At 52.2% G+C, this 24,338-nt stretch carries 23 protein-coding genes; 19 read left to right on the plus strand and 4 right to left on the minus strand.

Annotated elements, in window-relative coordinates; translation table 11 throughout:
- Positions 1-25: 25 nt before the first annotated feature.
- Positions 26-3,205: a ribonuclease E gene (rne, locus tag CWE12_RS01575; RefSeq protein WP_126787838.1), complete on the minus strand. Its 3,180-nt coding sequence runs from the start codon at positions 3,203-3,205 to the stop codon at positions 26-28.
- A 446-nt stretch (positions 3,206-3,651) separates the two neighbouring features.
- Here rne and rluC point away from each other — a divergent pair, with 446 nt between their 5' ends.
- Complete coding sequence (rluC, locus tag CWE12_RS01580; RefSeq protein ID WP_198675662.1) at positions 3,652-4,608, plus strand: 23S rRNA pseudouridine(955/2504/2580) synthase RluC; 957 nt, start codon at positions 3,652-3,654, stop codon at positions 4,606-4,608.
- A gap of 8 nt (positions 4,609-4,616) precedes the next feature.
- A complete protein-coding gene (locus tag CWE12_RS01585) occupies positions 4,617-5,258 on the plus strand; it encodes an HAD family hydrolase (RefSeq protein ID WP_126787841.1) in 642 nt (213 codons plus the stop codon).
- 5 nt (positions 5,259-5,263) lie between these two features.
- Here CWE12_RS01585 and CWE12_RS01590 read toward each other — a convergent pair whose 3' ends face one another.
- Positions 5,264-5,860: a Maf family protein gene (locus CWE12_RS01590; protein ID WP_126787843.1), complete on the minus strand. Its 597-nt coding sequence runs from the start codon at positions 5,858-5,860 to the stop codon at positions 5,264-5,266.
- 136 nt (positions 5,861-5,996) lie between these two features.
- Here CWE12_RS01590 and yceD point away from each other — a divergent pair, with 136 nt between their 5' ends.
- From yceD to CWE12_RS01660, 14 genes are all read left to right on the plus strand, one after another.
- Positions 5,997-6,521 (plus strand): 23S rRNA accumulation protein YceD, encoded by a 525-nt coding sequence (gene yceD / locus CWE12_RS01595; RefSeq protein WP_126787845.1) that lies wholly within the window; start codon positions 5,997-5,999, stop codon positions 6,519-6,521.
- A 20-nt stretch (positions 6,522-6,541) separates the two neighbouring features.
- Positions 6,542-6,712: a 50S ribosomal protein L32 gene (gene rpmF, locus CWE12_RS01600; protein WP_126787847.1), complete on the plus strand. Its 171-nt coding sequence runs from the start codon at positions 6,542-6,544 to the stop codon at positions 6,710-6,712.
- 5 nt (positions 6,713-6,717) lie between these two features.
- Positions 6,718-7,761 carry a phosphate acyltransferase PlsX gene (plsX, locus tag CWE12_RS01605; RefSeq protein WP_126787849.1) on the plus strand — a complete coding sequence of 348 codons (1,044 nt, stop codon included), beginning with the start codon at positions 6,718-6,720 and terminating at the stop codon, positions 7,759-7,761.
- A gap of 29 nt (positions 7,762-7,790) precedes the next feature.
- Positions 7,791-8,738 (plus strand): beta-ketoacyl-ACP synthase III, encoded by a 948-nt coding sequence (locus CWE12_RS01610; protein WP_126787851.1) that lies wholly within the window; start codon positions 7,791-7,793, stop codon positions 8,736-8,738.
- Positions 8,739-8,843: 105 nt separating this feature from the next.
- Positions 8,844-9,779, plus strand: a complete 936-nt coding sequence (gene fabD / locus CWE12_RS01615) for an ACP S-malonyltransferase (protein WP_126787853.1) — start codon at positions 8,844-8,846, stop codon at positions 9,777-9,779.
- Entirely contained in the window at positions 9,779-10,516 is a 738-nt protein-coding gene (fabG, locus tag CWE12_RS01620; RefSeq protein WP_126787855.1) for a 3-oxoacyl-ACP reductase FabG, read from the plus strand. The genes fabD and fabG overlap by 1 nt, the downstream gene beginning before the upstream one ends.
- 127 nt (positions 10,517-10,643) lie before the next feature.
- Entirely contained in the window at positions 10,644-10,883 is a 240-nt protein-coding gene (acpP, locus tag CWE12_RS01625) for an acyl carrier protein (protein ID WP_126787857.1), read from the plus strand.
- A gap of 110 nt (positions 10,884-10,993) precedes the next feature.
- Positions 10,994-12,232, plus strand: a complete 1,239-nt coding sequence (fabF, locus tag CWE12_RS01630) for a beta-ketoacyl-ACP synthase II (protein WP_126787859.1) — start codon at positions 10,994-10,996, stop codon at positions 12,230-12,232.
- Between the two features lie 15 nt (positions 12,233-12,247).
- The gene (gene pabC / locus CWE12_RS01635) at positions 12,248-13,069 is read left to right on the plus strand and encodes an aminodeoxychorismate lyase (RefSeq protein WP_157981904.1); all 822 of its coding nucleotides are present in this window, start codon (positions 12,248-12,250) and stop codon (positions 13,067-13,069) included.
- Positions 13,070-13,073: 4 nt separating this feature from the next.
- Positions 13,074-14,099 (plus strand): endolytic transglycosylase MltG, encoded by a 1,026-nt coding sequence (gene mltG / locus CWE12_RS01640; RefSeq protein WP_126787862.1) that lies wholly within the window; start codon positions 13,074-13,076, stop codon positions 14,097-14,099.
- Positions 14,096-14,728: a dTMP kinase gene (gene tmk, locus CWE12_RS01645; RefSeq protein ID WP_126787864.1), complete on the plus strand. Its 633-nt coding sequence runs from the start codon at positions 14,096-14,098 to the stop codon at positions 14,726-14,728. Before mltG ends, tmk begins: the two co-directional genes overlap by 4 nt.
- Complete coding sequence (locus CWE12_RS01650) at positions 14,725-15,696, plus strand: DNA polymerase III subunit delta' (protein WP_126787866.1); 972 nt, start codon at positions 14,725-14,727, stop codon at positions 15,694-15,696. Before tmk ends, CWE12_RS01650 begins: the two co-directional genes overlap by 4 nt.
- 46 nt (positions 15,697-15,742) lie before the next feature.
- Entirely contained in the window at positions 15,743-16,525 is a 783-nt protein-coding gene (locus tag CWE12_RS01655) for a TatD family hydrolase (protein ID WP_126787868.1), read from the plus strand.
- Between the two features lie 278 nt (positions 16,526-16,803).
- Positions 16,804-18,750: a sensor domain-containing diguanylate cyclase gene (locus CWE12_RS01660; RefSeq protein WP_126787869.1), complete on the plus strand. Its 1,947-nt coding sequence runs from the start codon at positions 16,804-16,806 to the stop codon at positions 18,748-18,750.
- A gap of 7 nt (positions 18,751-18,757) precedes the next feature.
- Here CWE12_RS01660 and ansA read toward each other — a convergent pair whose 3' ends face one another.
- Positions 18,758-19,819, minus strand: a complete 1,062-nt coding sequence (ansA, locus tag CWE12_RS01665; RefSeq protein WP_275540972.1) for an asparaginase — start codon at positions 19,817-19,819, stop codon at positions 18,758-18,760.
- On the minus strand, positions 19,819-21,684 hold the full coding sequence (sppA, locus tag CWE12_RS01670; protein WP_126787871.1) for a signal peptide peptidase SppA: 1,866 nt from the start codon (positions 21,682-21,684) through the stop codon (positions 19,819-19,821). The genes ansA and sppA overlap by 1 nt, the downstream gene beginning before the upstream one ends.
- A gap of 149 nt (positions 21,685-21,833) precedes the next feature.
- Here sppA and CWE12_RS01675 point away from each other — a divergent pair, with 149 nt between their 5' ends.
- From CWE12_RS01675 to argB, 3 genes are all read left to right on the plus strand, one after another.
- Positions 21,834-22,400 (plus strand): nitroreductase family protein, encoded by a 567-nt coding sequence (locus CWE12_RS01675; protein WP_126787873.1) that lies wholly within the window; start codon positions 21,834-21,836, stop codon positions 22,398-22,400.
- A gap of 108 nt (positions 22,401-22,508) precedes the next feature.
- Positions 22,509-23,537 (plus strand): N-acetyl-gamma-glutamyl-phosphate reductase, encoded by a 1,029-nt coding sequence (gene argC, locus CWE12_RS01680; protein ID WP_126787875.1) that lies wholly within the window; start codon positions 22,509-22,511, stop codon positions 23,535-23,537.
- Positions 23,534-24,328 (plus strand): acetylglutamate kinase, encoded by a 795-nt coding sequence (gene argB / locus CWE12_RS01685; RefSeq protein WP_126787877.1) that lies wholly within the window; start codon positions 23,534-23,536, stop codon positions 24,326-24,328. The genes argC and argB overlap by 4 nt, the downstream gene beginning before the upstream one ends.
- Positions 24,329-24,338 lie beyond the last annotated feature (10 nt).

Raw genomic sequence — 24,338 nt, forward strand, 5'->3', positions numbered from 1 at the left:
TTCTTTTAGCTAACCGCTACGCCTTTTAGTCCGGCGTGACCGTGCACTTGGCCATGCCAGAGGTGGCGTGGTTCTTAGCCTGAGTCACTGTGGCTATCTGCTGTGGGCGAGGAAAGTCACCACGGGTCTCTATGCGAGCGGCAGATAACACCTGACCCAGGTCATCAGACGCAGATGGTGAGGCTTTCGCCATTTCTGCTCGTGCATGATTGCGGGCTGGTTGTACTACTTTAGTTTCAGCCTTAGGTGTCGAGGCTGGAGCAGCCGGTGTTTTGGCTGGCTCTGCTTGCTTAGCAACCGCAGGTTCATCCATGGAAGCTTCAGGGGCAGGGGTCTTCTCTGCCGAAGCTTCTGCGTCTTGCTTGTTACTTGCTTCAGCTACTTCAGCTGGTTGCTCTTGCTCAGTAACCTTGGCTTTCTCAGGCTGCACTTCAGCAGTTTCCGCCTGCTTAGCCGCGTCGTCCTTAGCCTGGTCGTCACTGGCGGTGGTCTCTGCTGCAGTGGCTTCATGATTTACGTCAGGCGCACTAAGCTCAGAAGACGGGGACTTTTCTTCACTTGTGGCTTGTTCAGCGACAGTGGTGTCAGTATGCCCTTTGTCAGCAGTGTTTTGTGAGCCATCCACAGACTGAGACTCTTCGCGTTCATGCTTACGTCGTTGTCCGGCTGCTCGCATGTGACGAGGTGAGCGACGGTCCCGCTTTTCACCTTTTGCTGGTTTACTGTCAGCATTCTCTGCGTCAGCACGCTCTACTTCCGTATTATCTTCTGTTGAAACCTCTGCTGAAGACGGCTGGGCAGAAGACGATTCGCTAGTTGCTTGCGCTGGTTTCGCTGCAGGGGCAGTCGCATTATCGTTGACGGCTTCAGGCTCGGAAGCCTGCTTGTTCTCAGTTTCAGCAACTTCAGCTTCAACCACAGTCGCTGCTGGTTTGGTGGTCGCTGCAGGCGTTTTCGTTTCTACAACCGAGCTCTCAGTGGCAGAGGTATCTGACGAGGCCTCTTGCTCACCCTGAACTGGCTGCGATTCAAGACGTACCGATTTCGCCAGTTTGCGACGCGAACGGCGCTCTTTCAGCTGTTCGGTTTGCGGCTTGCTCTCAGTCGATATGGTTGCGCTTTTTTCTGCAGCTACCGGCTCTGAAGTCGGTGCAGCATTATCGGCTGCAGTATCAGCCCGATTATCAGTCCGCGTGTCGCTATTTTTACGACGACGGTTGCGTCTGTTACGGGTTTTCGGCTCTGCCTTTTGCTCAGTTGATGAAGACTGTTCGCTGGCTGGCGACGTCTCGGTTGCATCATCACGGCCGTTGCTTTCGGGCTTCGCTGACTTTCTGTCCTGATTGCGATTGTCAGAACGGTTGTCAGCAGGCCGACGTCGGTTCTGGTTACCGCCACGACGGTTATTGCTGCTATTGCGGCGACGCTCGCTGTTGTTACGCGATGGGGCAGAGCGTTCTGAGGCCTGCTGGCGTGATGACGTCTGCGTTTTGGTATCGTTTTCGTCAACGGTAAACAGTGCTTTTAACCACTTCGCTAAGCGACTAAATAAAGACGGTGTGCTCGCAACTTTGCTGCTGGGTGCTGCTGCAGTCGGTTTAGGAGCCGGTGCTTCAGGGGCAACCAGAGTTTTCAACGCGGGTTCATCCGTGCTGCGTTCTTTGGTTGGTGTGATAACAATGCCGCGTGCTTCGCTCTGAGTTATTAATTCGATACTTTGCACACCGTCTAACTCATCATGGCGTAAACGCTGCACGTCAAAGTGAGGAGTGTCCAGGTTCGGATTTGGAATAATCAGAACTTTTACTTTATGGCGGCTTTCAACGTCGTTGACCGAGCCGCGCTTTTCATTCAGCAGGTACGTGGCAACATCCACCGGTACCTGCGCATTGATTTGCGCGGTATTGTCTTTCAGCGCTTCTTCTTCGATTAAACGCAGAATTGATAGTGCCAGCGACTCGTTACTACGAATCGTGCCCTGACCATTACAGCGTGGGCAAACGTGATTTGATGACTCGCCAAGTGACGGACGTAAACGCTGACGAGACATTTCCAGCAGACCAAAGCGAGAAATCCGGGCGGTCTGGATCCGTGCCCGATCCTGCTTAAGCGCTTCTTTTAAACGGTTTTCGACTTCACGCTGGTGGCGTGGCGGGGTCATGTCGATAAAATCAATCACGATCAAACCACCGACATCGCGTAACCGAAGCTGGCGGGCGATTTCTTCTGCCGCTTCCAGGTTCGTTTGCAATGCGGTTTCTTCGATATCACCACCTTTGGTTGCTTTGGCAGAGTTGATATCGATAGAGGTCAGCGCTTCTGTCGGATCAATCGACACCGAACCGCCTGACGGCAGACGCACTTCGCGTTGGAAGGCTGATTCGATCTGTGATTCGATCTGATAGTGGTTAAACAACGGCACGTCGCCCTGGTAGAGTTTTACCCGCTGAACAAAATCAGGGCGGACCAGGTTGATGTGTTCTTTTGCACGTTCAAAGATGGTTTCGTCATCGATCAGGATCTCGCCGATATCACGACGCAGATAATCACGAATAGCGCGGAAGATGACATTGCTTTCCTGGTGGATCAGGAATGGAGCAGGGCGCGATTCCGCGGCTTCTTCAATCGCCTGCCAGTGGTGACGTAATACTTTTAAATCCCAGGCAAGCTCTTCTGCGGACTTACCAACACCTGCAGTACGCACGATAAGGCCCATGCCATCTGGCAGTTCCAGTGTTGATAATGCGTCTTTTAACTGTGTGCGCTCGTCACCTTCGATACGGCGAGAGATACCACCTGCACGTGGGTTGTTCGGCATTAGTACCAGGTAGCTACCTGCCAGTGAGATAAAGGTTGTTAGTGCCGCACCTTTCTGGCCGCGCTCTTCTTTATCAACCTGGACAATAACTTGCTGGCCTTCTTTGATAACTTCCCGAATATTCGGGCGGCCATCAAATTTATAACCTGCAGGGAAGTAGGTTCGGGCAATTTCTTTAAGGGGGAGGAAACCGTGCCGGTCGGCACCATAATCGACAAAAGCGGCCTCTAAACTAGGCTCAACGCGGGTAATCTTACCTTTGTATATATTAGCTTTTTTTTGTTCGTGACCCGGGCTTTCGATATCCAGATCATAGAGTTTTTGGCCATCGACCAGCGCAACGCGGAGTTCTTCCTGCTGCGTGGCATTGATTAGCATTCTTTTCATAGTTTGTGACTCTTCAAATAAGTTACGAAAATAGCCACAACACTACACGACACACAGTAATCTTAGCCTGTGTACGCACGTATCTGTTTGCTTTATATGCTTTTTCAACTGCTCACAGGCTGCCGATGGTATCTAATTATTGCCATTGCTGCCTGTTTACCTACCCGTTGCTTTCAAATTGAAAACAACGTGTAGTAAAAATTTTTTACTAAGCCTACACACGTTACGCCGTGTTGGTGCTGTTGCTTCGAAATATGTACCTATGGAATGAACCGAGCGTGGCGACACAGCATTAAACATGTACGCACTTTAATGCTGTTTGCGGGACCTGACACATCAACATCTCTAACCGTATGCTGACGAGGTACTCACAGCTAGCCATTCCAATGACTTATTGTGCATGGTTTAGCTGGCTTTGACAAGCAGAGTTTAATAGAATGCGCGCCATGAATGAGAGCACTCAAGATACACATCACCAGGTTCGCTGGCTGGACATCGATGCCGATATGGCTGGCCAGCGCATCGACAACTTTTTACGCACCCAGTTAAAAGGGGTGCCTAAGAGCATGATTTACCGCATTTTACGCAAAGGCGAAGTGCGCGTGAATAAGAAACGGATTAAACCAGACTACAAACTGCAGGCTGGGGATCAGGTTCGGGTTCCGCCCGTGCGGGTCTCGGCGCCGACTGATTTGCCCAATCCGAACCTCGCCCAGGTCAGCCAGCTTACGGATCGTATTCTGTATGAAGACGATTATTTGCTGGTGGTGAATAAGCCTGCCGGGATGGCTGTGCATGGCGGCTCCGGAATTAGCTTTGGTTTAATTGAAGCACTACGTAGCCTGCGTGGCAGTGACACCCTGGAACTGGTTCATCGTCTGGATCGGGAAACATCGGGTTGTTTATTGGTGGCGAAGAAACGCTCCATGTTACGTTTACTGAATGCCCAACTGCGTGAAAAACAGATGAAGAAAATCTATCTGGCACTGGTGCAGGGTGAATGGAGCAAGTTGGATCGGGCGGTAACGGCTCCATTGAGAAAACAGGTTCTGCAAAGCGGCGAACGTATGGTGCGTGTTGACGGTGAAGGGAAACCCTCGGAAACGCGGTTTAAAATTCGCCAGCGTTTTGCCGAAGGGACCCTGGTTCAGGCAAGCCCGGTGACAGGGCGGACGCACCAGATCCGCGTTCATACCCAGGCGGCGGGCCACCCTATTGCAATGGATGACAAGTATGGTGACCAGGAATTCTCAGCCGCGATGCGTTCACTAGGTCTGCAACGCCTGTTTTTGCACGCAGAAACATTGAGCTTCTATCACCCGAAAAGTGAAGACTGGACCACCGTCGAGGCGCCCCTTGATGCAGAGTTAGTTCAGGTGTTGGACAAGTTAACCAAGGTTTGAGGCAGGCGATGCAGTATAAGCTGGTAATTTTTGACTGGGACGGGACCTTGATGGACTCGGTACCGCGGATTGTTTCTTCATTGAAGTCGCTGGCTCAGCATTGTCAGCTTCCGGTGCCCAGCACGGAGGCGATTCACGATATTATTGGATTAAGCCTGCCGATTGCCCTTGAATGTTTATTTGATTGTCATGGCGACGAGGCCCAGCAGGCGCTGATTGACGTCTATCGTGATTTTTACGTGGAGCGGGACACCACGCCGACGCCAATGTTTGAAGGGGCTACAGCCACTTTGGACTATTTAAAGCAGAGTGGTTATCAGCTGGCGGTTGCAACCGGCAAAGCACGCCCTGGTTTGCAGCGTGCCTGGTTAGCCAGTGATACTGAGCACTTTTTCCTCAGCTCGCGCTGTGCCAAAGAAGTTCCTTCAAAACCTCACCCGGCGATGCTGGAAGAAATCCTCGAGGAAACTGGCTTCGCTAAAGAACAGGCGGTGATGGTCGGGGATTCGATTCACGATCTGATGATGGCACAGAACGCCGGAGTGGATAGTATTGGGGTAACCTACGGGGTGCACTCGAAAGAACGTCTGCAAAGTGCAAACCCCAAACTCATTATCAATGCTGTTGCAGAGCTTCGTCAGCATTTATAAGCCAGTTAAGCGAGTACGTCAGCCCCTTGCTGGCGGAGTAGTTGCAGCAGCCTTATTAAAGGCAGACCAATCAGGGCATTGGGGTCATCGCCATGCAAATAGTCAAATAAAGCAATGCCTAGACCTTCACTTTTAAAGCTGCCAGCGCAGTTATAAGGTTCTTCCTTATCTACGTAGGATTCAATTTCTCGTTCAGATAGGGTTCTGAACCCAACTTCATAGGGTTCAACCAGCGTATCGATACGGTCACTCTTACTGTTATATAAAGAGAGGCCGGTTAAAAACGTCACTGTTTGTCCACTGCAACGTTGCAATTGTGCAATCGCATTGTCTTTATTACCTGGTTTACCAAGGGTCGTGGTGTCGTTATCCAGCACGGCGACCTGATCGGAGCCAATAATTAGATGAGCGGGAAAGGCTTCTTTAAGCGCTTTTGCTTTAGCCGCAGCAAGCCGGGCCACCAGTTGGCGCGGTGACTCATCCGCCAACCGGGTTTCATCGATATCGGGCGACTGACAACTAAAGGACAGACCAAGCTTCTCTAATAAGGCCTTACGATAGGGTGAGCTGGAAGCGAGTACAATGGGTAGCGGGTGTGACATGTTTAATCGGTGCTCCACAAATGAAAGGTGTCAATATAGGGTTGTGTGCAAAAAGCCGGCATAGTGTAGCGAAAACCTTGTCCGCTCACGAATTTCTTTTGACTCCAGGCCTGACAGGCTATATCATTCGCGCGCTATGCAAAAGGTTCGAATACCGATATCGGTAGACCCCGTTAAGAGCGCACAGAAGCAGTTGACCTACGATGGCCTTGTGCCAGCAGGTAATATGCAGCGTTTAGGGGAAGCACTCATAAACACACCACAAGATATTGCGGTGTCGCTACGGTTTGATATTGATCAGCAACGTGTTAGTTATTTCGCAGGTCATGCGGAAGTAACCGTTGATGTTATATGTCAACGCTGCAACCAGCCGATGCAAATTCACTTAGTAAGTGACTTCGCCTATGCGCCCATTACGAAGCGCCAGACCGAAGAGAACTTGCCAGAAGCCTATGAGGCTGTGGAGTTGAATGAGCTTGGTGAAGTTATGTTGCACGATGTTGTGGAAGATGAACTTCTTCTGGAAATGCCAATCGTAGCCATGCATGCGCAGGAAGATTGTGAAGTTGACCGTGATGCCATGACGTTTGGTGACCTTCCGCCTGAGGCAGAAGAGAAAGCCAACCCGTTCGCGGTGTTACAAGGTTTAAAACGAAAGTAAATAGTTAGGAGATAGGGTAAATGGCTGTACAAAAAAGCAAAAAGACACGTTCAAGACGTGGCATGCGTCGTTCACACGATGCGCTGAGCGGGCCTACACTGTCGGTGGATTCAACCTCTGGTGAAACGCATCGTCGTCACCATGTGACTGCTGACGGCTATTACAAAGGCAAGCAAGTTATCGCCAAGTAAGGCGTATGACTGAACTAACCATTGCGTTAGACGCGATGGGGGGCGACCAAGGCCCCGGCATCGTGGTGACAGCGCTCGAAAGAGCGCTGTCTTCGTTTACGCATGTGCATTTCATTCTGGTCGGTGATGAAGCCGTCCTGACCCCGTTGTTGCAACGCTATCCTAAAGTTGCGGCATCTTCCCGCGTTTCTCTGCAACACGCCAGCCAGGTCGTGGCGATGGACGACAAACCCAGTGCGGTGCTTCGTGCCAAGCCGGATTCGTCAATGCGTGGCGTGCTCGAACTGGTTCATAACGGAACCGCTCAGGGATGCGTCAGTGCCGGTAACACCGGTGCCTTAATGGCGATGTCCTACCTTACCCTGAAAACCTTGCCTGGTGTCTTACGACCAGCCCTGGTGGCATCGCTGCCGCAGCAGGACGGTGGTCAAAGCTTGTTGCTTGATCTCGGCGCGAATCCAACCTGTGATGCAGAAACCCTGTGCCAGTTTGCGGTGATGGGCTCTGTCATGGCGCAGCAGGTAAATAAGCAGGCGCAGCCCCGGGTTGCTCTACTTAACATGGGGCGGGAAGACCTCAAAGGGCACGATGTGGTTAAACACGCGGCTCAGCTGCTGAAGGCCTCCACCCATGTGAATTACATTGGCTTTGTGGAAGGCAACGATCTCTTCTCGTCGACGGCGGATGTCATAGTCTGTGATGGCTTTACCGGCAATATCGCGCTTAAAAGCTGCGAAGGCCTGGCTGAGCTGCTATACGATAACCTGCGCAAAAGCTTCAGCGGTCATTTCTTTACCAAGCTGGTGGCTAAACTACTGTTCCGTCGCCACCGTAAATCCTGGCAATGGCTCAACCCCGACCAGTATAACGGTGCTAGTCTGTTAGGATTGCGCGGAGTGGTCATGAAAAGCCATGGGAATGCTTCTGCGAACGCCTATTTTAGCGCGATTTCTCACGCCATTGACGAAGCCGCGGCGGATCTCCCCAGTCTTATTCATGACCGAATTGAAGATGCGCTGCTCGAACGGGTTACCGACCAACGAGATTGAGTAGCGCGTAAGCTGGGACAGTGAGCGCTATGTACGCACGAATTTCTGGAACTGGGCATTTTCTGCCTGCCACGCGCTTGACCAATCTGGATTTAGAACAGCGCGTCGACACCTCAGACCAATGGATCCGCGAACGCACCGGCATCCGTGAACGACGTATTGCGGACCCCTCTGAGTCGGTGGTTTCTATGAGCGTGCCGGCTTGCCAGCAGGCCCTTGAGGCGGCCGGGCTCAGCGCTGATCAACTGGATATGATTGTAGTCGCGACCACCTCCGCCGAGCGCGCCTTTCCGAGTGCTGCCTGCGAGTTGCAGCATGCACTTGGGGTTACTAATATTCCTGCCTTTGACGTAGGGGCTGCCTGTGCGGGTTTCATGTTTGCCATGAGTATCGCCGATCAGTACATACGCAATGGGCAGGCAAAACATATTCTGGTGGTTGGCGCGGATGTACTTGCCCGCTTATGCAATCCAAATGATCGCAACACCATTGTTTTATTCGGTGATGGTGCCGGTGCCATGGTATTAAGTGCCAGCGATGAGCCAGGTGTGCTCTCGACCCATTTGCACAGTGCCGGCGAGTTCGCCAGTTTACTTGGCTCTGGTCATACGCCAAGCGTCGACGATGAAGCCTGGTTGTATATGAAGGGCTCCGAGGTTTTCAAAGTAGCGGTCAGTAAGTTAAGTGAACTAGTCAGTGAAACCTTGCAGCATAATAGTATGACCAAGGCTGATCTCGACTGGTTGATTCCGCATCAGGCCAACCGACGCATCATCGAGGCGACAGCAAAGAAACTCAGTATGCCAATGGAGCGGGTGGTGATGACGCTGGAATATACCGGCAATACCTCTGCCGCGTCGGTACCTATTGCGCTCGATGTGGCAGTACGTGATGGTCGCGTTCAGCGCGGCCAGCGGCTATTATTGGAAGCCTTCGGCGGCGGTTTTGCCTGGGGTTCTGCTCTTGTTGAGTATTAACGTAGAGTATTGAAATCCGGGTATCCGCCCCATAGATTGAGGTGTCCGCACCGCAGAAACGAATAAACGAAAGCGATTAACTTAAACGAACAACAATGAGGCTTTATGGCAGAACGATACGCACTTGTGTTTCCCGGACAGGGATCACAGACCGCCGGCATGTTGGCTGATCTGGCTGACGAGTACGATGAAGTGAAGCAAACCTTTGCGCAGGCATCCGATGTGCTGGGTTATGACTTGTGGGATTTGGTTCAGTCCAATCCTGAAGACAAGCTTAACCAGACAGAGTTTACCCAACCGGCATTACTCGCAGCCAGCGTGGCCATCTACCGCTGTGTTGAAGATCGGGTCAGTAAGCCGGCGATAATGGCAGGGCATAGCCTGGGTGAATATTCTGCGTTAGTCTGTGCAGACGCGCTGGATTTCCAACAGGCCATTAAATTAGTTCAGCTGCGCGGCCAGGCAATGCAAAAAGCCGTGCCAGAGGGCACCGGCGCCATGGCGGCGGTAATTGGCCTCGATGACGCAGCGATCGAACAAGCCTGTGCTGACGCTGCGCAGGGCGATGTTGTCGCGGCGGTGAATTACAACTCGCCGGGTCAGGTGGTGATCGCGGGGAGCAAAGATGCCGTAGCCAGAGCAGCGGATGGCTGTAAAGAGGCGGGTGCTAAACGGGTATTGCCGTTACCGGTCAGCGTGCCGTCGCATTGTGAGTTGATGCGGCCCGCGGCTGAAACTCTGGCTTCAGAGTTAAAAGATATCAGTATTAACAAGCCAGTGGTTCGCGTATTGCACAACGTTGATGTGAGCGAAGCACAGGCTGAGCATATCGCCGACAATCTGGTGGCGCAGCTCTATTCACCGGTTCGCTGGACACAAATCATGCAGGCAATTGCCGCTGAAGGTATTACCGAGATTTATGAATTCGGTCCAGGTAAAGTATTAACCGGTTTATGCAAACGGATTGATAAATCGTTAAATGCCAGCGCAGTAAACGATGCAGCGTCGGTGCAACAGTTTTTACAGGAGCAGGAGAGTTAATGTTTTCATTAAATGAACAAGTCGCGCTGGTAACGGGTGCGAGCCGTGGTATCGGTCGTGCCGTTGCCGAAGCGTTAGCTGAGCAGGGTGCCTTTGTTGTGGGTACTGCGACCTCAGAAAAGGGTGCTCAGGCAATTAGTGATTATCTGGGTGAGAAGGGCACAGGGATGGTTCTGAACGTCGCTGATGCAGCCTCAGTCGAGCAGGTCATCAGCGAAATTCAGAAAGTCCATGGCGGGCTTGATATTCTGGTCAACAACGCCGGCATCACGAAAGATAACCTGCTGATGCGGATGAAAGAAGATGATTGGAATGAGGTACTGAATACCAACCTGACGTCGGTATTCCGGACCTGTAAAGCGGTCATGCGTGGAATGATGAAAAAACGCAATGGGCGTATTATTAATATTGGTTCAGTGGTTGGAACAACAGGTAACCCGGGGCAGGCCAATTATTGTGCAGCAAAAGCTGGTTTAGTCGGCTTTACCAAGTCGTTAGCCAAAGAAATTGCAGCGCGCGGCGTCACTGTAAATGCTGTTGCACCGGGTTTTATCGACACTGATATGACCAAGGCCTTGACTGACGAGCAAAAAGAGAGCATTTTTAGCGGTATTCCGGCCGCTCGTTTAGGCAAGCCCGAAGAAATTGCGGCGGCAGTCGTATTTTTAGCATCGCCAGGCGCAGCCTACATTACAGGCGAAACCATTCATGTAAATGGCGGTATGAGCATGGTTTAACGGGTGAAAAATTGCCCTTGCGAGGTAAGACCTCGTGTTGAAAGGGCAATTTTTGCTTTTAACTGATGCTTGGTTTTACTACACTACTCGCAAATTAAGACGAGCTATACCTATTTGAGGGATAACAATGAGCACTATCGAAGAACGCGTAAAAAAAATCATCGTTGAGCAACTGGGCGTTAAAGAAGAAGAAGTAAAGCTTGAAGCTTCTTTTGAAAATGACCTGGGCGCCGATTCTCTGGACACCGTTGAACTGGTGATGGCACTGGAAGAAGAATTCGAAACTGAAATTCCTGACGAAGAAGCTGAGAAAATCCGCACTGTTCAGGCTGCAATTGATTACGTATCTGCTCATTCTGAAGACTAAGCAGCTCCGGTAAAAAAAGGCGGAATGCTTATATTCCGCCTTTTTTTGTGTCTGCAATTCAAGTAATTCGAGCTATAAGATAGAACTATAAAAATAACGAGGACGTGGCAATGACAAAACGACGCGTGGTAGTCACTGGGTTAGGTATGGTAACGCCGCTCGGCCTGAATGCTGATTCAACCTGGTCTGCCTTACTTGACGGGCGCTCTGGAGCGGGCCCGATAGAACACTTTGACACCAGTGCTTTTGCCACTAAGTTTGCCTGTCTGGTTAAAGACTTCGATGTGTCGCAGTATATGTTGGCAAAAGATGCCAAGAAAATGGATGTGTTTATCCAGTACGGTGTGGTTGCGGGGATGGAAGCGGTCGCTGATGCGGGGCTTGAAATCACCGATCACAACCGTCATCGCATTGGCGTGATGGTCAGTTCAGGCATTGGCGGGATTCTTGGCATTGAAGAAAATCACACTAAATTGCTGAACAGCGGGCCCCGTCGCGTATCGCCATTTTTTATACCCGCCTCGATCACGAATATGTTATCGGGTCAGTTGTCGATGCATTATGGTATCACTGGTCCCAGTCTGGCGATTGTCACTGCCTGTACCACGGGTGTGCATAACATTGGCCAGGCGGCTCGTATGATCGCCTACGGCGATGCAGACGTTATGTTAGCAGGGGGTGCTGAAAAAGCCTCCACGGAGCTTGGCATTGGCGGCTTTAATGCTGCCCGGGCACTCTCCACGCGGAACGATGACCCTCAGGCTGCCAGTCGTCCTTTTGATGCCGACCGTGATGGTTTTGTGCTCGGTGATGGCGCGGGTGTCGTAGTGCTGGAAGAGTACGAACAGGCGAAAAAACGCGGAGCGCGGATTTACGCCGAACTAACTGGTTTCGGAATGAGTTCAGATGCCTATCATATGACGCTGCCACCGGCCGATGGCCGTGGTGCCGCCGCGTCAATGAAGAATGCGTTGCAGGACGCAGGCATCAACCCACAGCAAGTTGGCTACATCAATGCCCATGGCACCTCGACCGGCGCAGGGGATGTTGCTGAAACCGAGGCGATTAAGTCGGTATTCAGCGAGGCTGCGTATCAAATTCCGGTAAGCTCGACAAAGTCGATGACCGGTCATTTGCTTGGGGCTGCAGGGGCCGTTGAAGCCATTTTCAGTATTCAGTCGCTGTATTACCAAAAAGTGCCGCCGACCATTAACCTGGACAATCCGGACCCTGACTGTGATTTGGACTATGTGCCGCATACGGCACGGGATCTGGCATTTGATGTCAGCTTATGTAATTCTTTCGGCTTTGGTGGTACCAATGGCTCGTTGCTGTTTAGCCGAGTCTAGCTGTTAAAGGAGCCTGTGTTGACGCAAATCCTGCTTAATGGCAAACCTGCCGAGTCCATTGCATTGCAGGACCGGGGTTTGTTGTATGGCGACGGCTTTTTTACCACTATCCGCCTGCTCGATGGCGAGCCTCAGCTCTGGCAGCGTCATCAACAGCGTTTACTGCTCACCGCACAACGCCTGCGTTTTGAACTGGCTGACAGTAGTCTGCTTATGCAACAATGCTTGCAGGAGTGCCGTCAGCTTGGAGCAGACAGCGCAGAGTGCGCAGTCCGTATTACGCTGACCCGTGGCTCAGGCGGCCGGGGCTATCAGGCGCCGGCAACCAGTCAAACCCAGCGTATTCTGAGCCGAACGGCAGTACCAGCGCATTACGCTGAATGGCGGCGACAGGGCATCGCGCTGCAACTGAGCCAGCAGACCCTTGCTATTCAGCCCATGCTCGCTGGATTAAAAACCCTGAATCGTCTGGAACAGGTACTGCTGAAGCAGGAGCTGGCCGAGACGGACAACGCTGATGAGTTAATTGTCTGTGACAGCAACGGCTTTGTCTGTGAAAGCACCGCGTCAAATCTGTTTTGGCGGCGCCACAATACTTGGTACACTAGCAAGCTTGATAAAAGTGGTATCAAAGGTGTAGTACGGGCTGAATTGCTCGCTCACAATTCGGTCGCACAGGGCGATTATCCACTGCACCACCTGCAGCAGGCTGAACAGGCCTTTATTTGTAACTCGCTGATGGGGCTGGTACCGGTTCACACCATAATGGGCCGGCGATTAGCCCAGACTGCGGACTATCCTGACCAACTTACTACGCGCTTAAATGAGGGCCGTTAACAGCATGGCACGACTATTGAAGTATATTTTGATTCTGCTGGTGCTGGGCGCATTGCTGGCCGGCGGATCGGTTGCTGCGCTTTACTGGTGGTTTAATCAACCCCGCGTCACTATGCAGGAAGCCGATCTGTTTTCGCCTGTGTTGTTTGAAGTACCGCGGGGGTCTAACGGTCGTCAGCTGACAGAAAAGCTGGCAGCCGAAGGCTATATAGAACACAGCCTGATGAATTATGTGGCGGCGCGCCTGTTTATGAATGCTGACCATATCCGGGCTGGTGTCTATGCCGTACACCCGGCCGATAGCCCGCGTTCGATTTGGCAACGGGTGGTGAACGGACAACAGCACTTGTTTCAAATGACCTTTATCGAAGGCAGTGAATTTAGTCAGTGGCGCGACCAGCTTGCTACGCACGACTATCTGGAAACGGTGACTGAGGGCCTCACTGATCAGGATATTGTCGCCATGATTGATCCGGATGCGCCGGCGCAACATCCGGAAGGACTTTTCTTTCCCGACACCTACCGTTTTACCGCAGGCACCACAGACCTGCAGTTGCTACGGCAGGCGTATGGTCGAATGCAGCAAACTCTTGACGAATTATGGGCTGAGCGACAAGACGGGTTGCCGATAAGCGCTCCGTATCAGGCACTGATCCTGGCGTCCATTGTGGAAAAAGAAACGGGTGCAACGCATGAACGGGGTTTAGTTGCCTCGGTATTTGTAAACCGGCTCCACACCGGGATGCGACTGCAGTCGGACCCGACCATTATTTATGGGCTGGGCGACGATTATCGGGGCGTTATTTACCGCTCTGATATAAATCAGTATACGCCCTACAACACCTACCGAATTAATGGTTTACCACCAACACCGATTGCGATGCCAGGGTATGAAGCGATTCGCGCAACCCTGAACCCGGAGCAATCGGACTATTTCTATTTTGTCAGTAGCAACGATGGTCAGCATATATTTTCGCGTACGCTGGAAGAACATAACCGGGCGGTTTATCAGTATCAGAGGAACCAATGAGCGGTCAGTTTATTGTCATCGAAGGTTTGGAAGGCGCGGGTAAAAGCACGGCTGTTGCCTGCCTCGAGGAGGTCCTCAACCAGGCTGGGATCCGCCATGTCCATGTTCGCGAACCTGGCGGCACCCCCATGGCCGAAGCGTTGCGCGAGCTGGTCAAGGGTGACTGGGAGGAAAAGGTCAGCGCAGATGCTGAACTACTTATTATGTATGCGGCCCGTTTGCAGTTGGTGGAAAATGTAATTAAGCCAAACCTGGCAGCGGACACCTGGGTCGTTGGTGACCGCCATGACTTGTCATCGCAGGCCTATCAGGGCGGCGGACGACAGTTGGGGCGCGCCAAACTGCAGGCATTGCGGGATATTACCTTAGGTGATTTTAAGCCCTCGTTAACTCTATATCTGGATATTCAGCCCGAAGTAGGGCTTCAGCGCGCGCTAGGCCGTGGCCAGTTAGACCGTATCGAACAGGAAGACATCAGCTTTTTTCAGCGGACCCGTAACCGCTACCTCGAACTGGCCAGCGAAGATCCGACGATTAAGGTGATTGATGCGGGCCAGCCGTTGCATGAGGTAAGCGCGAGTATTCGTCAGCAGGTCGAACAATTTATGCAGGGTCTACCAAGCGCATGAAACTACCCTGGTTACGAGCAACCTGGCAAGCCTTGATGCAGGCGGCGCAGAATCAGCGCCTAAGCCATGGTCTGGCGATAATCTGGAATCCTCAGCTTGGCAGCGACCGTTTGCTTGACCAGTTGAGCCAGTGGCTGTTGTGCCAGCACTCACAGGGCCAGATGAAAGCCTGTGGGCAGTGTAAAAGTTGTTTGTTGTGGCGTGCTCAGGGACACCCTGATTACCATCGTATCGGCGACAATGATGACAGTAGTATTGGAGTTGATGCCATTCGCCAGTTGCAACAGCGTCTCAGTACCTCGGCCAACCAGGGCGGTCATAAAGTTGCGGTGATTGCAGAAGCGGAAAAACTTACCGTGGCGGCTGCCAATGCCCTGCTAAAAACACTCGAGGAGCCCCCCGCAGCGACTACTATCATTGTCGCCAGCCGTCGTTATCAGGCGCTGTTACCAACGATCCGCAGTCGCTTGCAGTATTATCCTGTGACCCGTCCGGGTATAACCCAGTTAGCACAGTGGCTAACCCAGTACGGGGAGCAGCCGGTGAATGCGACTGAGACCTTGCGTGTCTGGTGTGATGCGCCGCTGACCGCGCTGGAGAGGCTCGGTCAGGGTACATTGCAAAGCGCCAATAGCATGGCGCGTGTGGTTGGCGGAGAGACGCCCGATACTAAGTCCTGGGCGAACAAAGAAGGTGCGCTGGGCGCACTCGATGAGATGGAACGTTTACTGCGTGATACGTTGTGCTATCAGCAGACACATAATGAAAGCCTGCTGATTGACGCGGACGGCCTGATGCAAAGCGGGCTTGTCGGCGACACCCGGGAACCGGTTGCAACCGCGGCGCTGAATGACTTTTTACAGCAGTGTCATCAGTTAAGAGCGCGTCTGCGCCAGCAAAGCGGTCTCAATACGCAGCTGGCTATTCAGCAATTGCTAAATCAGCTGCGCCAGCTTGCCCAGCGTTGATAGTTGACTAGTAGTAGCAATTTTTAATGAAGTGGAAGCCCTTATTATGTTTGTAGATTCCCATTGTCACCTGGATAAAATAAAGCGCGTCGAAGAGGTCGGGCTTGAGACGGTACTGAATGATGCAGCGGCTGCCAAGGTTGAGCATATGCTCTGTGTTGGCGTAACCCTGGATGACTTCTATCCGATGGCTGAGCTGATAGCTGGTCGCTCTAACATCAGTATGTCCTGCGGTCTTCATCCCTTGTATGTAGCTAAGAATCGCGTCGACTACGACGAACTGACTACTATTTGCCAGCGGGACGATGTGGTAGCGGTGGGTGAGACCGGGCTGGATTACTACTATGATAAAGACAATCACCACACCCAGCAGGAAAGTTTTGCTAAGCATATTGAACTCGCCAACCAGGTAAACAAGCCGTTAATTATCCACACCCGCGACGCTCGCGAGGACACCATTGCGATGCTCAAAGAAGGGCGCGCTGAGCAATGTCGTGGCGTGCTGCATTGCTTTACCGAAAATCAATGGATGGCCGAGCGGGCACTGGAACTTGATTTCTATATCTCGATTTCCGGCATTGTCACCTTTGCCAGCGCCTCTGAACTGCGCGAGGTGGTAAAATCAGTCCCGTTGCAACGTTTACTGATAGAAACTGATGCGCCCTGGCTGGCTCCGGTGCCGCACCGCGGCAAAGAGAATCAGCCTGCTTATGTAACTGAAGTCGCCAAATGCATTGCTGAGCTAAAAAATATTGACGTTGAAGAAGTGGCAGCGGTCACCAAGCGTAACTTCTATGAGCTTTTTCACCAGGTAAAGGCGGGCGCTTAAGGTCGGGTAGAAAAAAAAAGGCTCGGGGCCAGGGGGACCCCGAGCTCAGGGGAATGGCTCAATGGGATTGAGCCGTGCGCTAACTGGTGCAGAATTTGTACAATTTGAGTGTAGAACAGAGTTTATATTTTGCTAGTTTTTTAACCTGATATTGCAAAAAAAAGACAACATTAGTTGAGCTTACCCGGTCATTTAGTATAGAGGCTGCTCACTGCACTTTTTATCTGCTGCTCCATTCTGTATTCTTATCTAATATAAGCAGTTATTAAGGTACGGTAGTGAAATCAGTGGCCCGTCGTTTGTCGACGCGACTTTATTGGATCGTAGGTTTGTGTGTCACTCTGACTGTGCTTATTCTGATCAGTGTGTCAATGAGTGTGCAGCAGCGTACGTTGATAGCACAGGCTGAAGCCAAACTTACGCAAACCGCAGACGTTTTTAAAACAACGCTGGATGTGATTCTTCTCACCCGCCAGGAAGCGCTCCGTAACCTGGCAGCGAATTTGAGTCGTTGGCAGGACAATACCCATCCGATGCTCGAAGATGAAGCGGCGCTGAAGCAGCTGTTCGACCATTTGTGGGTGGTCGATGCCAGAGGCAGGGTGGTCGACGAATACCCGAAGCTTGGTGCTCTGGATGAAAATCTAAGCATTGAGCGCAATGCCATGTTTCTGCGCGCTCAACAAAGCGATGACTATTTCCTTACCTCCCCGCAAAACTCCTATTACACCAGCGAATTAATTGTCAATGCAGTGGTGCCTGTGCGTGATGCTGACGGGTCCTTTGCCGGTGCTGTGGTGGGGGCATTTTCGCTGCATAATAATATGGTGCTGAACCGGATTATTACCACGCCTATCGGGCGTAACGGCTATGTAGCTATTGTGAATCGACAAGCGCAGGTTATTGCGCATCCGGAGCCGCGCATGGTGGGGATGCCATTGGGGGATGATTTTGAGTTTTTGCAAGGTGCCATTTCAGACTCCCGCCAGCAGACAGGTATGACCGAAGATGCGCAAGGTACCGAAAGTATACAGGTTGTGCGTTCACTGGCCGGAGGCGACTGGTTCCTGGTTACCTCACTAAGTCTTGCTGAAGCGATGCAGCCCGTGCATCAGCTGCGCCGGGTGCAATGGATAGTGGGGGGGATTACGATCGTCATGAGCTTGCTGTTCCTGACCTGGATTGTGCGTACCTCGTTACGCCCCTTGGTCAGGTTGCAAAATGAAGTATCCGCAATTAAAGAAGGGCGCCTGATCCAGCTTACCGAGCCGGGCCTGGATGAACTGCGTCAGTTAGTCTTTCGCTTCAATGGCCTGTTGGCACAAAATGAAGCGGCTCAACATGCTTTGCAGCAGCGCCAGGCTTATCTCGATCAGATCCTGAAAACCTCGTCGGCGGGTCTGTTTATGGCCGATGTAACTGGTCAGATTGAATATGTTAACCCTCGCTTAACCACGATTACCGGCTTCAACGCGCGTGAATTGCAGCAAAGTGGCTTTTTACCGCATCTTAGCGGTATTCACCGCGACCGCTTTGCGCAACGGGTTCACTTAGCACTGGAAGAAGAAGCCTCGCTTAGTCTGGAACTCGAAATGCGTCACAGTGAGGGGCAGCTGCTGTGGCTGAGCCTGGAAACGGCTCCGGTCTTTTCCGAAGGGCTTTGCATTGGCCATGTCGGTACCGTCACTGATATCACGGCACAGCAGCAAAAAATCGAAGCCCTGCGTCATGCCGCTCATGAGGATACGCTCACCGGGCTATTGAATCGCCGCGGTATCGAAAAAGCGATGCATAATCTGTTTATTGAAGCGCGTTCGAATCAACAGGCACTGATGGTACTGGCCCTTGATCTGGATAACTTCAAGCAGTTAAATGACGACTACGGCCATGCGTTTGGCGATTCAATTCTGAAAAACGTTGCCGCTATGCTGCGTCGCTTTACCCGTGACACCGATGTGCTGGGTCGTCTTGGCGGCGATGAGTTCGTTATATTCTTACCAAACTGCCCGTTGCAACAAGGGGAACGTATTGCCAGTGAGCTGGTTCGTGCGATTGGCAACCTTAAAGATACTAAAGGGACGGTCTTACCGGTAACGGTCAGCATTGGCGTAGCCGCCTTGCAGGACGACGACAGTTCAGTTGCAATGTTGCTTGGTCGTGCAGATATAGCGGCCTACGAAGCTAAGCATGCAGGCCGCAATCAGTGGGCTACCGCGTCTGACTAGACAGCGATCAATGGTCTTTTAACAGACGTTCCTGTCTATTGGGTGGATTACTGGTCAGTTCACCACGCAACGACTGTTCCAGCGCAGCTTTCAAGTCATGGCCACGGATGTCACAGCTAAGCAGATAGTGCAGTTTGGTCAAAGCGGCCTCAATGGTCATGTCATGACCGCTAATCACGCCAATATCCGCTAAGGCGTTGCCAGTCGCATAGCCTTCCATGTTCACTGTGCCTTTGTAGCACTGTGTACAGTTAAGCACCACCACCTGTTGCTCAATAGCGCGGCGCAGGCTATCCAGCAATCCAGCGCTTTGAGGTGCATTACCAACGCCGTAGCTGAGCAGAACCAGTGCTTTAACCGGTTGCTGCACCAGGCTGTCGATGATCGCGGGGCTCATTCCCGGATACAGGGTGACCACACCAATGTCCTGGGGGGTCACTGACTGCACCCGTAAGGATGATTTAATATTCTGCGCCAGCTCGGTGTTCAGCACCTCAATTTCTATGCCTGCTTTAACCAGTGGCGGGCAGTTTGGAGATGAAAATGCATCGAAACCATCGGCGTCAGACTTGGTCGCGCGGTTACCTCGAAAGAGGCGATTATTAAAAAACAACGTCACTTCGTGAATAGGGTAGTAGGCCGCGATATACAGAGCATTCAACAGGTTGATCTGACCATCCGAGCGCAACGCCGCTAACGGGATCTGTGACCCTGTGATGATGACGGGTTTATCCAGATCTTCAAACATAAAGGATAATGCGGACGCGGTGTAGGCCATGGTATCTGTGCCATGCAACACCACGAAAGCGTCGTAATGGGCATAATTAGTCTGAATATCTTCGGCTATTCGCTGCCAGTCAGCCGGCGCCATATCTGACGAATCCATTAATGGATTGTATTCATGAATGACAAACTCGGGCATTTCCGGACGCGTAAATTCGGGAAGGCTTGCTACAGTTTCGGTCAGAAATCCCGGCGCAGGGACATAGCCCTGCGCCGATTTTTTCATCCCGATAGTACCGCCCGTGTAGGCGATATAAACCTTCTTACGAGAAGTCTGTGAAGTCACTAGTCAACCTTACATTGCAGGCAGCGCATATAAACGCCTTCCTGATCATTAAACTGGTTGAGGATTTTCACATCTTGCCACACTTGCAGCAACGCTTTTTCGGCCAGACCTGATGGTTGAACTGCTGTTTCGCGTTCTGGCAACCAGGTCATTGCAGTACCAAACATTTCAGCCACGAAGGCTTCTGCAGGGCTAAGGTGGGTTTCAGGCCAGCTCACTTTAAAACTGTCCGCTTCCAGCTCGGCTAACTCAGCAACCCGGGCAATTGCCGAATCAATTTCACCCAGCGCGTCGACCAGGCCCAGATCCAGTGCTGCCTGTCCGGTCCAGACACGGCCCTGGGCAACCTCATGAACTTCAGCGGTTGTCATGTTGCGAGCATCCGCAACCAGGGTTAAAAATTGCTGATACACTTGCTCAATCGAGTTCTGAATGAGCTGCTCAGCAGCTGGCTCAAGTTGTTTAGCCGTGTTGAAGTAGGGCATTTCAGTGGTCGACAGACCGTCCATATTCACGCCGATATGCTCAAGGCTGTCTTCGAACGTAAGGAACAGGCCAAAGACACCAATCGAGCCGGTAATTGTGGTCGGTGCTGCAATGATTTCATCGGCACCTGCTGCGATCCAATAGCCGCCTGACGCCGCAGTAGAGCTCATCGAGGCTACCACTGGTTTACCGGCTTCACGCAGTTCGACGATTTCCTGACGAATAATCTCTGACGCAAAGGCACTGCCACCTGGGCTATCAATGCGCAACACAACAGCTTTCACATTATCATCGAGGCGAGCTTCACGAAGTTCAGCGGCCAGACTATCGCCACCAATCTCGCCGGCGCGACGTGAGCCGTCCATGATCGCGCCACGGCCGACAATAACCGCAACTTCCGGTTGCCCGGTTTCACCGATTTGTGGGCGCTGGGCAGCACGTAACGCGTGCTGGTAGTCCTCGAGCGTAATATGGCGATAGGTATTCTTGTCCGTATCCAGCCCTGCCATATTGATTAAATCAACCCGCATTTCCTCGCGGCTTGCCAGTCGGTCAACCAGACCGCTGTCTAAAGCCATCTGGGCCTGATCGTTGCCAGCGCGCTCAAACACCCGCATGAAGTCTTCAATCCGACCTGAGGCAATTTCAGGGGCGATGTCACGATGCAACTGAACACCGTTAAGATACTGTGTCCATAGCTCGTTTAACCAGGCCTGGTTCGCTTCCCGGGCTTCGGCGGACATGTCTTCGCGCATGAAAGGCTCGACCGCCGACTTATATTGGCCAACCTGAAAAATGTGCTGGTTGATCTTAAGTTTTTCCAGCAGATTCTTGAAATACATCTGATAGTAATGGAAACCTTCGATATTGACCGCACCCATTGGATTCAGGTACAGAGTGTCGGCGTGGCTTGCCAGGTAGTACTGGCTCTGCGTGTAATAGTCGCCGACTGCAAAGACTGGGCGGCCACTTTCACGAAACGCATTCAGTCGTTCGCCGACCATTTGCATTTTACTCAGCCCGCCACCTGAAAAGTGGCGCAGGTCGAGGACAATCCCGCCAATCCGTTCATCGTTAATCGCTTCATTAATAGTGGCGACTAAATGATGAACATTCACTTCAGGAATTTCGGGGCCGCTGTTAAAAGCTTCCTGGAAAAATATATCGAAAGGCGCAACATAGGTTTCTTCTTCAACCAGGATGCCATGCGGGTTTATTACCAGCAGGCCATCTTCAGGCACTTCAGGGATATTCTCACCGGTACTTAACACCGCAATAAAGAGAATCAAAAGAACAAAGAAGATTACGTTAAGTAAAACAATTCGCGTGGCGTTAATGATTCGCCACAGCTTGCTCAAGAGGTTGCGCAATAATTTCATAAGAATCCGCCTGTGAGGCCTGACAAGTAAAAATAAGGGGGTCTATGGTAACCAACTTAGACCTTTAGTACAGCTTAAACTTTGTAACAAAAGACTTCGTTTATGCTATGTTTGCGGCTTTCCGAAGCTAGTTACCAAGGTAGATTCCCATGCAGGCGATAGACTTACTGACCCAGCGCTCCTCAATGCCTCGTTTGATTGCGCCGGCTCCGGATGAGGCGGCGTTGCAACTTATTCAACGGGCTGCATTGCGGGTGCCCGATCATATGAATTTGCTGCCGTTTCGCTGCCAGTTGGTGGGCGGTGATGAACTGGTCAACTTAGGTCTGCTATTTCAGCGAGCCTGCGAGCAGGAGAGTGGTTTTAACCTTCGCGATCGGGAACGCGCGGGGCAGCTACCGTTACGAGCGCCGTTGATCATTGTCGTTAGCACGGATTATAAGGAACATCCTGCGGTGCCACGGCAAGAACAGTTTGCCAGTGCGGCATGCGCAACTATGGCGATGCAGCAGGCTTGCTTTGCGCTGGACTATGGCGCTATCTGGCGCACCGGGCCCTACGCTGAATCGACAGTGGTTAAAAAAGGGCTTGGTATTCGTAGCGATAATGATCTGGTTGGCTTCCTCTATGTTGGCACCCCCGCTGTACCGACCCCGATCAAACCTGAACGAGAAGCCGCGCTGTTGCAATGGACGACACTGAAGCTGGATGAATAAAGTGAATATTAATATCAAATAACTGAATAAAAATTCTTTACAGCTGCATTTGTATCCCGTATTCTGCTGCCATTGGTTTAAACAATGCGCAGCTAGTCGGGAGTACGCATGCAACAGTCTCATCAGGTTTGGGTTTTAGGTGCCAGTGGTTATAGTGGTGCGGCCTTGTGTCGCATCCTGGCGCGACATCCCTCGGTGAACATTGCTGGTGCCTTTAGTTCCGCAGGATCCTCGCCGGTTGAAATAAACAAACTCTATCCAGAATTAAGCGGCCAGCTCGAGCTGATGGTAGAGCCATGGTGTGACAGCCTGATAGCCGAGGCCGCTTCTGCAGTGGATAGTGTTTTCCTCGCGCTACCCCATGAAGCAAGCGTTTATCTGGCTCCCTTGCTGTTACAACAGGGCTGTCGGGTGTACGATCTGTCCGGCGCGTTCCGTCTCAACGATGTGAATAACTATCCACTTTATTATGGTTTCGAGCACACGCACCCCGAGTTGCTCGCTGCTGCCAACTATGCGCTGCCTGAGCTGAATCAATCCAGCGCAGCCTACGATGCGCCTTTGCAAAGTCTCCCCGGTTGTTATCCCACCGCTGCAACACTTGCGCTTGCCCCGTTGTTGCAAAGTGGTCTCTGCGATTCAGCCCAGATGCCGGTTGTGACCGCAGTAAGCGGTGTGTCCGGCGCAGGTCGCAAAGCATCTCTGACCACTAGTTTCTGCGAAGTAAGCTTGCAGCCCTATGCTGTGCTGACCCATCGTCATCAGATTGAGCTTGAGCAAAACCTGAACTGTGAACTGATATTTGTCCCTCAGTTGGGTAATTTTAAGCGCGGTATCGTGGCGACCGCTGTGGTAACGCTGAAAGCCGACCCGGACGGCCGTGTCCCGGACAAGGCGGTGGTAGAGGCGTTGTACCAGCAGGCCTATGGTCATCAGCCGGCGATTCGGCTGCGCGATCAGCCAGCAAAGATCGATGATGTCGCACATACCCCATTTTGCGATCTCTACGTGCAGGTTGTTGGCCGTAAAGTGGTCATTATTGCTGCGCTGGATAACCTACTCAAAGGTGCGGCCTCGCAGGCGGTGCAGGTATTTAATCTAAGCAACGGATTTGACAGCATGGAGGCACTGCTATGAAGCAACCTTCTTTAGTTGTCAAAATCGGCGGGCGGGCGCTGAACGATCTGGCGGCCCTGGAATCGCTGTTAACCAGGCTGGCAGCAACTCACCAGACCCGTCCTACTGTGCTGGTGCATGGCGGCGGTGATCTGATCGATGCCTGGCTGCAACGTTTCGAGCGTCCGGTGGTTAAAAACCAGGGACTCAGAGTCACTCAGGCGAGCGACATGCCAGTGGTGGCAGGGGCCTTAGCTGGTGCGCTCAATAGTCAGCTGGTTGCTACCATCAATGCGTTAGGAACACCGGCTTGTGGTATGTCGTTAGCCGACGCCCATTGGTGTCGCCTGGTTGAGGACACTGCCCGTGGTGCTGTGGGCATACCCGACATCGCGCAGAGCAATGCAGGGTATCTGACGACCTTGTTAGATGCCGGTTTGCTGCCCGTGGTGAGTTCCGTGGGGATGCTGGCCAGCGGCCAGTTGGTTAACGTCAACGCGGATCTTGCGGCAGCGGCAGTTGCCGCCGTGCTGGAAGCTGATCTGCTGTTGCTGACTGATGTGGATGCCATTCTTGACCAGCAGGGCAACCCGGTGACTGATGTTACACCGCTGCAGGCGCAGGCGCTGATCGACAGCAATGTGGTCCATGATGGCATGAAAGTAAAACTGGAAGCAGCGCTGCAGGCTGCTCAGCTCTCCCGACGAAGCACCGCGGTAGCGGCCTGGTATAGCCAGGCGCCGCTTACCGCCATCCTCAATGGCCAGGCTCTGGCCAGCCGGATCGTTCTCGACGATTCAGCGTCAGCTTAATCCAATTTAT

It is taken from the genome of Aliidiomarina sedimenti, assembly GCF_003986955.1.
GTDB lineage: Bacteria > Pseudomonadota > Gammaproteobacteria > Enterobacterales > Alteromonadaceae > Aliidiomarina > Aliidiomarina sedimenti.

What these genes read in the sequence shown, in the direction of transcription:
- rne (WP_126787838.1), bottom strand. Translation starts at nt 3,205, where the DNA reads ATGAAAAGAATGCTAATCAATGCCACGCAGCAGGAAGAACTCCGCGTT.
- rluC (WP_198675662.1), top strand. Translation starts at nt 3,652, where the DNA reads ATGAATGAGAGCACTCAAGATACACATCACCAGGTTCGCTGGCTGGAC.
- CWE12_RS01585 (WP_126787841.1), top strand. Translation starts at nt 4,617, where the DNA reads ATGCAGTATAAGCTGGTAATTTTTGACTGGGACGGGACCTTGATGGAC.
- CWE12_RS01590 (WP_126787843.1), bottom strand. Translation starts at nt 5,860, where the DNA reads ATGTCACACCCGCTACCCATTGTACTCGCTTCCAGCTCACCCTATCGT.
- yceD (WP_126787845.1), top strand. Translation starts at nt 5,997, where the DNA reads ATGCAAAAGGTTCGAATACCGATATCGGTAGACCCCGTTAAGAGCGCA.
- rpmF (WP_126787847.1), top strand. Translation starts at nt 6,542, where the DNA reads ATGGCTGTACAAAAAAGCAAAAAGACACGTTCAAGACGTGGCATGCGT.
- plsX (WP_126787849.1), top strand. Translation starts at nt 6,718, where the DNA reads ATGACTGAACTAACCATTGCGTTAGACGCGATGGGGGGCGACCAAGGC.
- CWE12_RS01610 (WP_126787851.1), top strand. Translation starts at nt 7,791, where the DNA reads ATGTACGCACGAATTTCTGGAACTGGGCATTTTCTGCCTGCCACGCGC.
- fabD (WP_126787853.1), top strand. Translation starts at nt 8,844, where the DNA reads ATGGCAGAACGATACGCACTTGTGTTTCCCGGACAGGGATCACAGACC.
- fabG (WP_126787855.1), top strand. Translation starts at nt 9,779, where the DNA reads ATGTTTTCATTAAATGAACAAGTCGCGCTGGTAACGGGTGCGAGCCGT.
- acpP (WP_126787857.1), top strand. Translation starts at nt 10,644, where the DNA reads ATGAGCACTATCGAAGAACGCGTAAAAAAAATCATCGTTGAGCAACTG.
- fabF (WP_126787859.1), top strand. Translation starts at nt 10,994, where the DNA reads ATGACAAAACGACGCGTGGTAGTCACTGGGTTAGGTATGGTAACGCCG.
- mltG (WP_126787862.1), top strand. Translation starts at nt 13,074, where the DNA reads ATGGCACGACTATTGAAGTATATTTTGATTCTGCTGGTGCTGGGCGCA.
- tmk (WP_126787864.1), top strand. Translation starts at nt 14,096, where the DNA reads ATGAGCGGTCAGTTTATTGTCATCGAAGGTTTGGAAGGCGCGGGTAAA.
- CWE12_RS01650 (WP_126787866.1), top strand. Translation starts at nt 14,725, where the DNA reads ATGAAACTACCCTGGTTACGAGCAACCTGGCAAGCCTTGATGCAGGCG.
- CWE12_RS01655 (WP_126787868.1), top strand. Translation starts at nt 15,743, where the DNA reads ATGTTTGTAGATTCCCATTGTCACCTGGATAAAATAAAGCGCGTCGAA.
- sppA (WP_126787871.1), bottom strand. Translation starts at nt 21,684, where the DNA reads ATGAAATTATTGCGCAACCTCTTGAGCAAGCTGTGGCGAATCATTAAC.
- CWE12_RS01675 (WP_126787873.1), top strand. Translation starts at nt 21,834, where the DNA reads ATGCAGGCGATAGACTTACTGACCCAGCGCTCCTCAATGCCTCGTTTG.
- argC (WP_126787875.1), top strand. Translation starts at nt 22,509, where the DNA reads ATGCAACAGTCTCATCAGGTTTGGGTTTTAGGTGCCAGTGGTTATAGT.
- argB (WP_126787877.1), top strand. Translation starts at nt 23,534, where the DNA reads ATGAAGCAACCTTCTTTAGTTGTCAAAATCGGCGGGCGGGCGCTGAAC.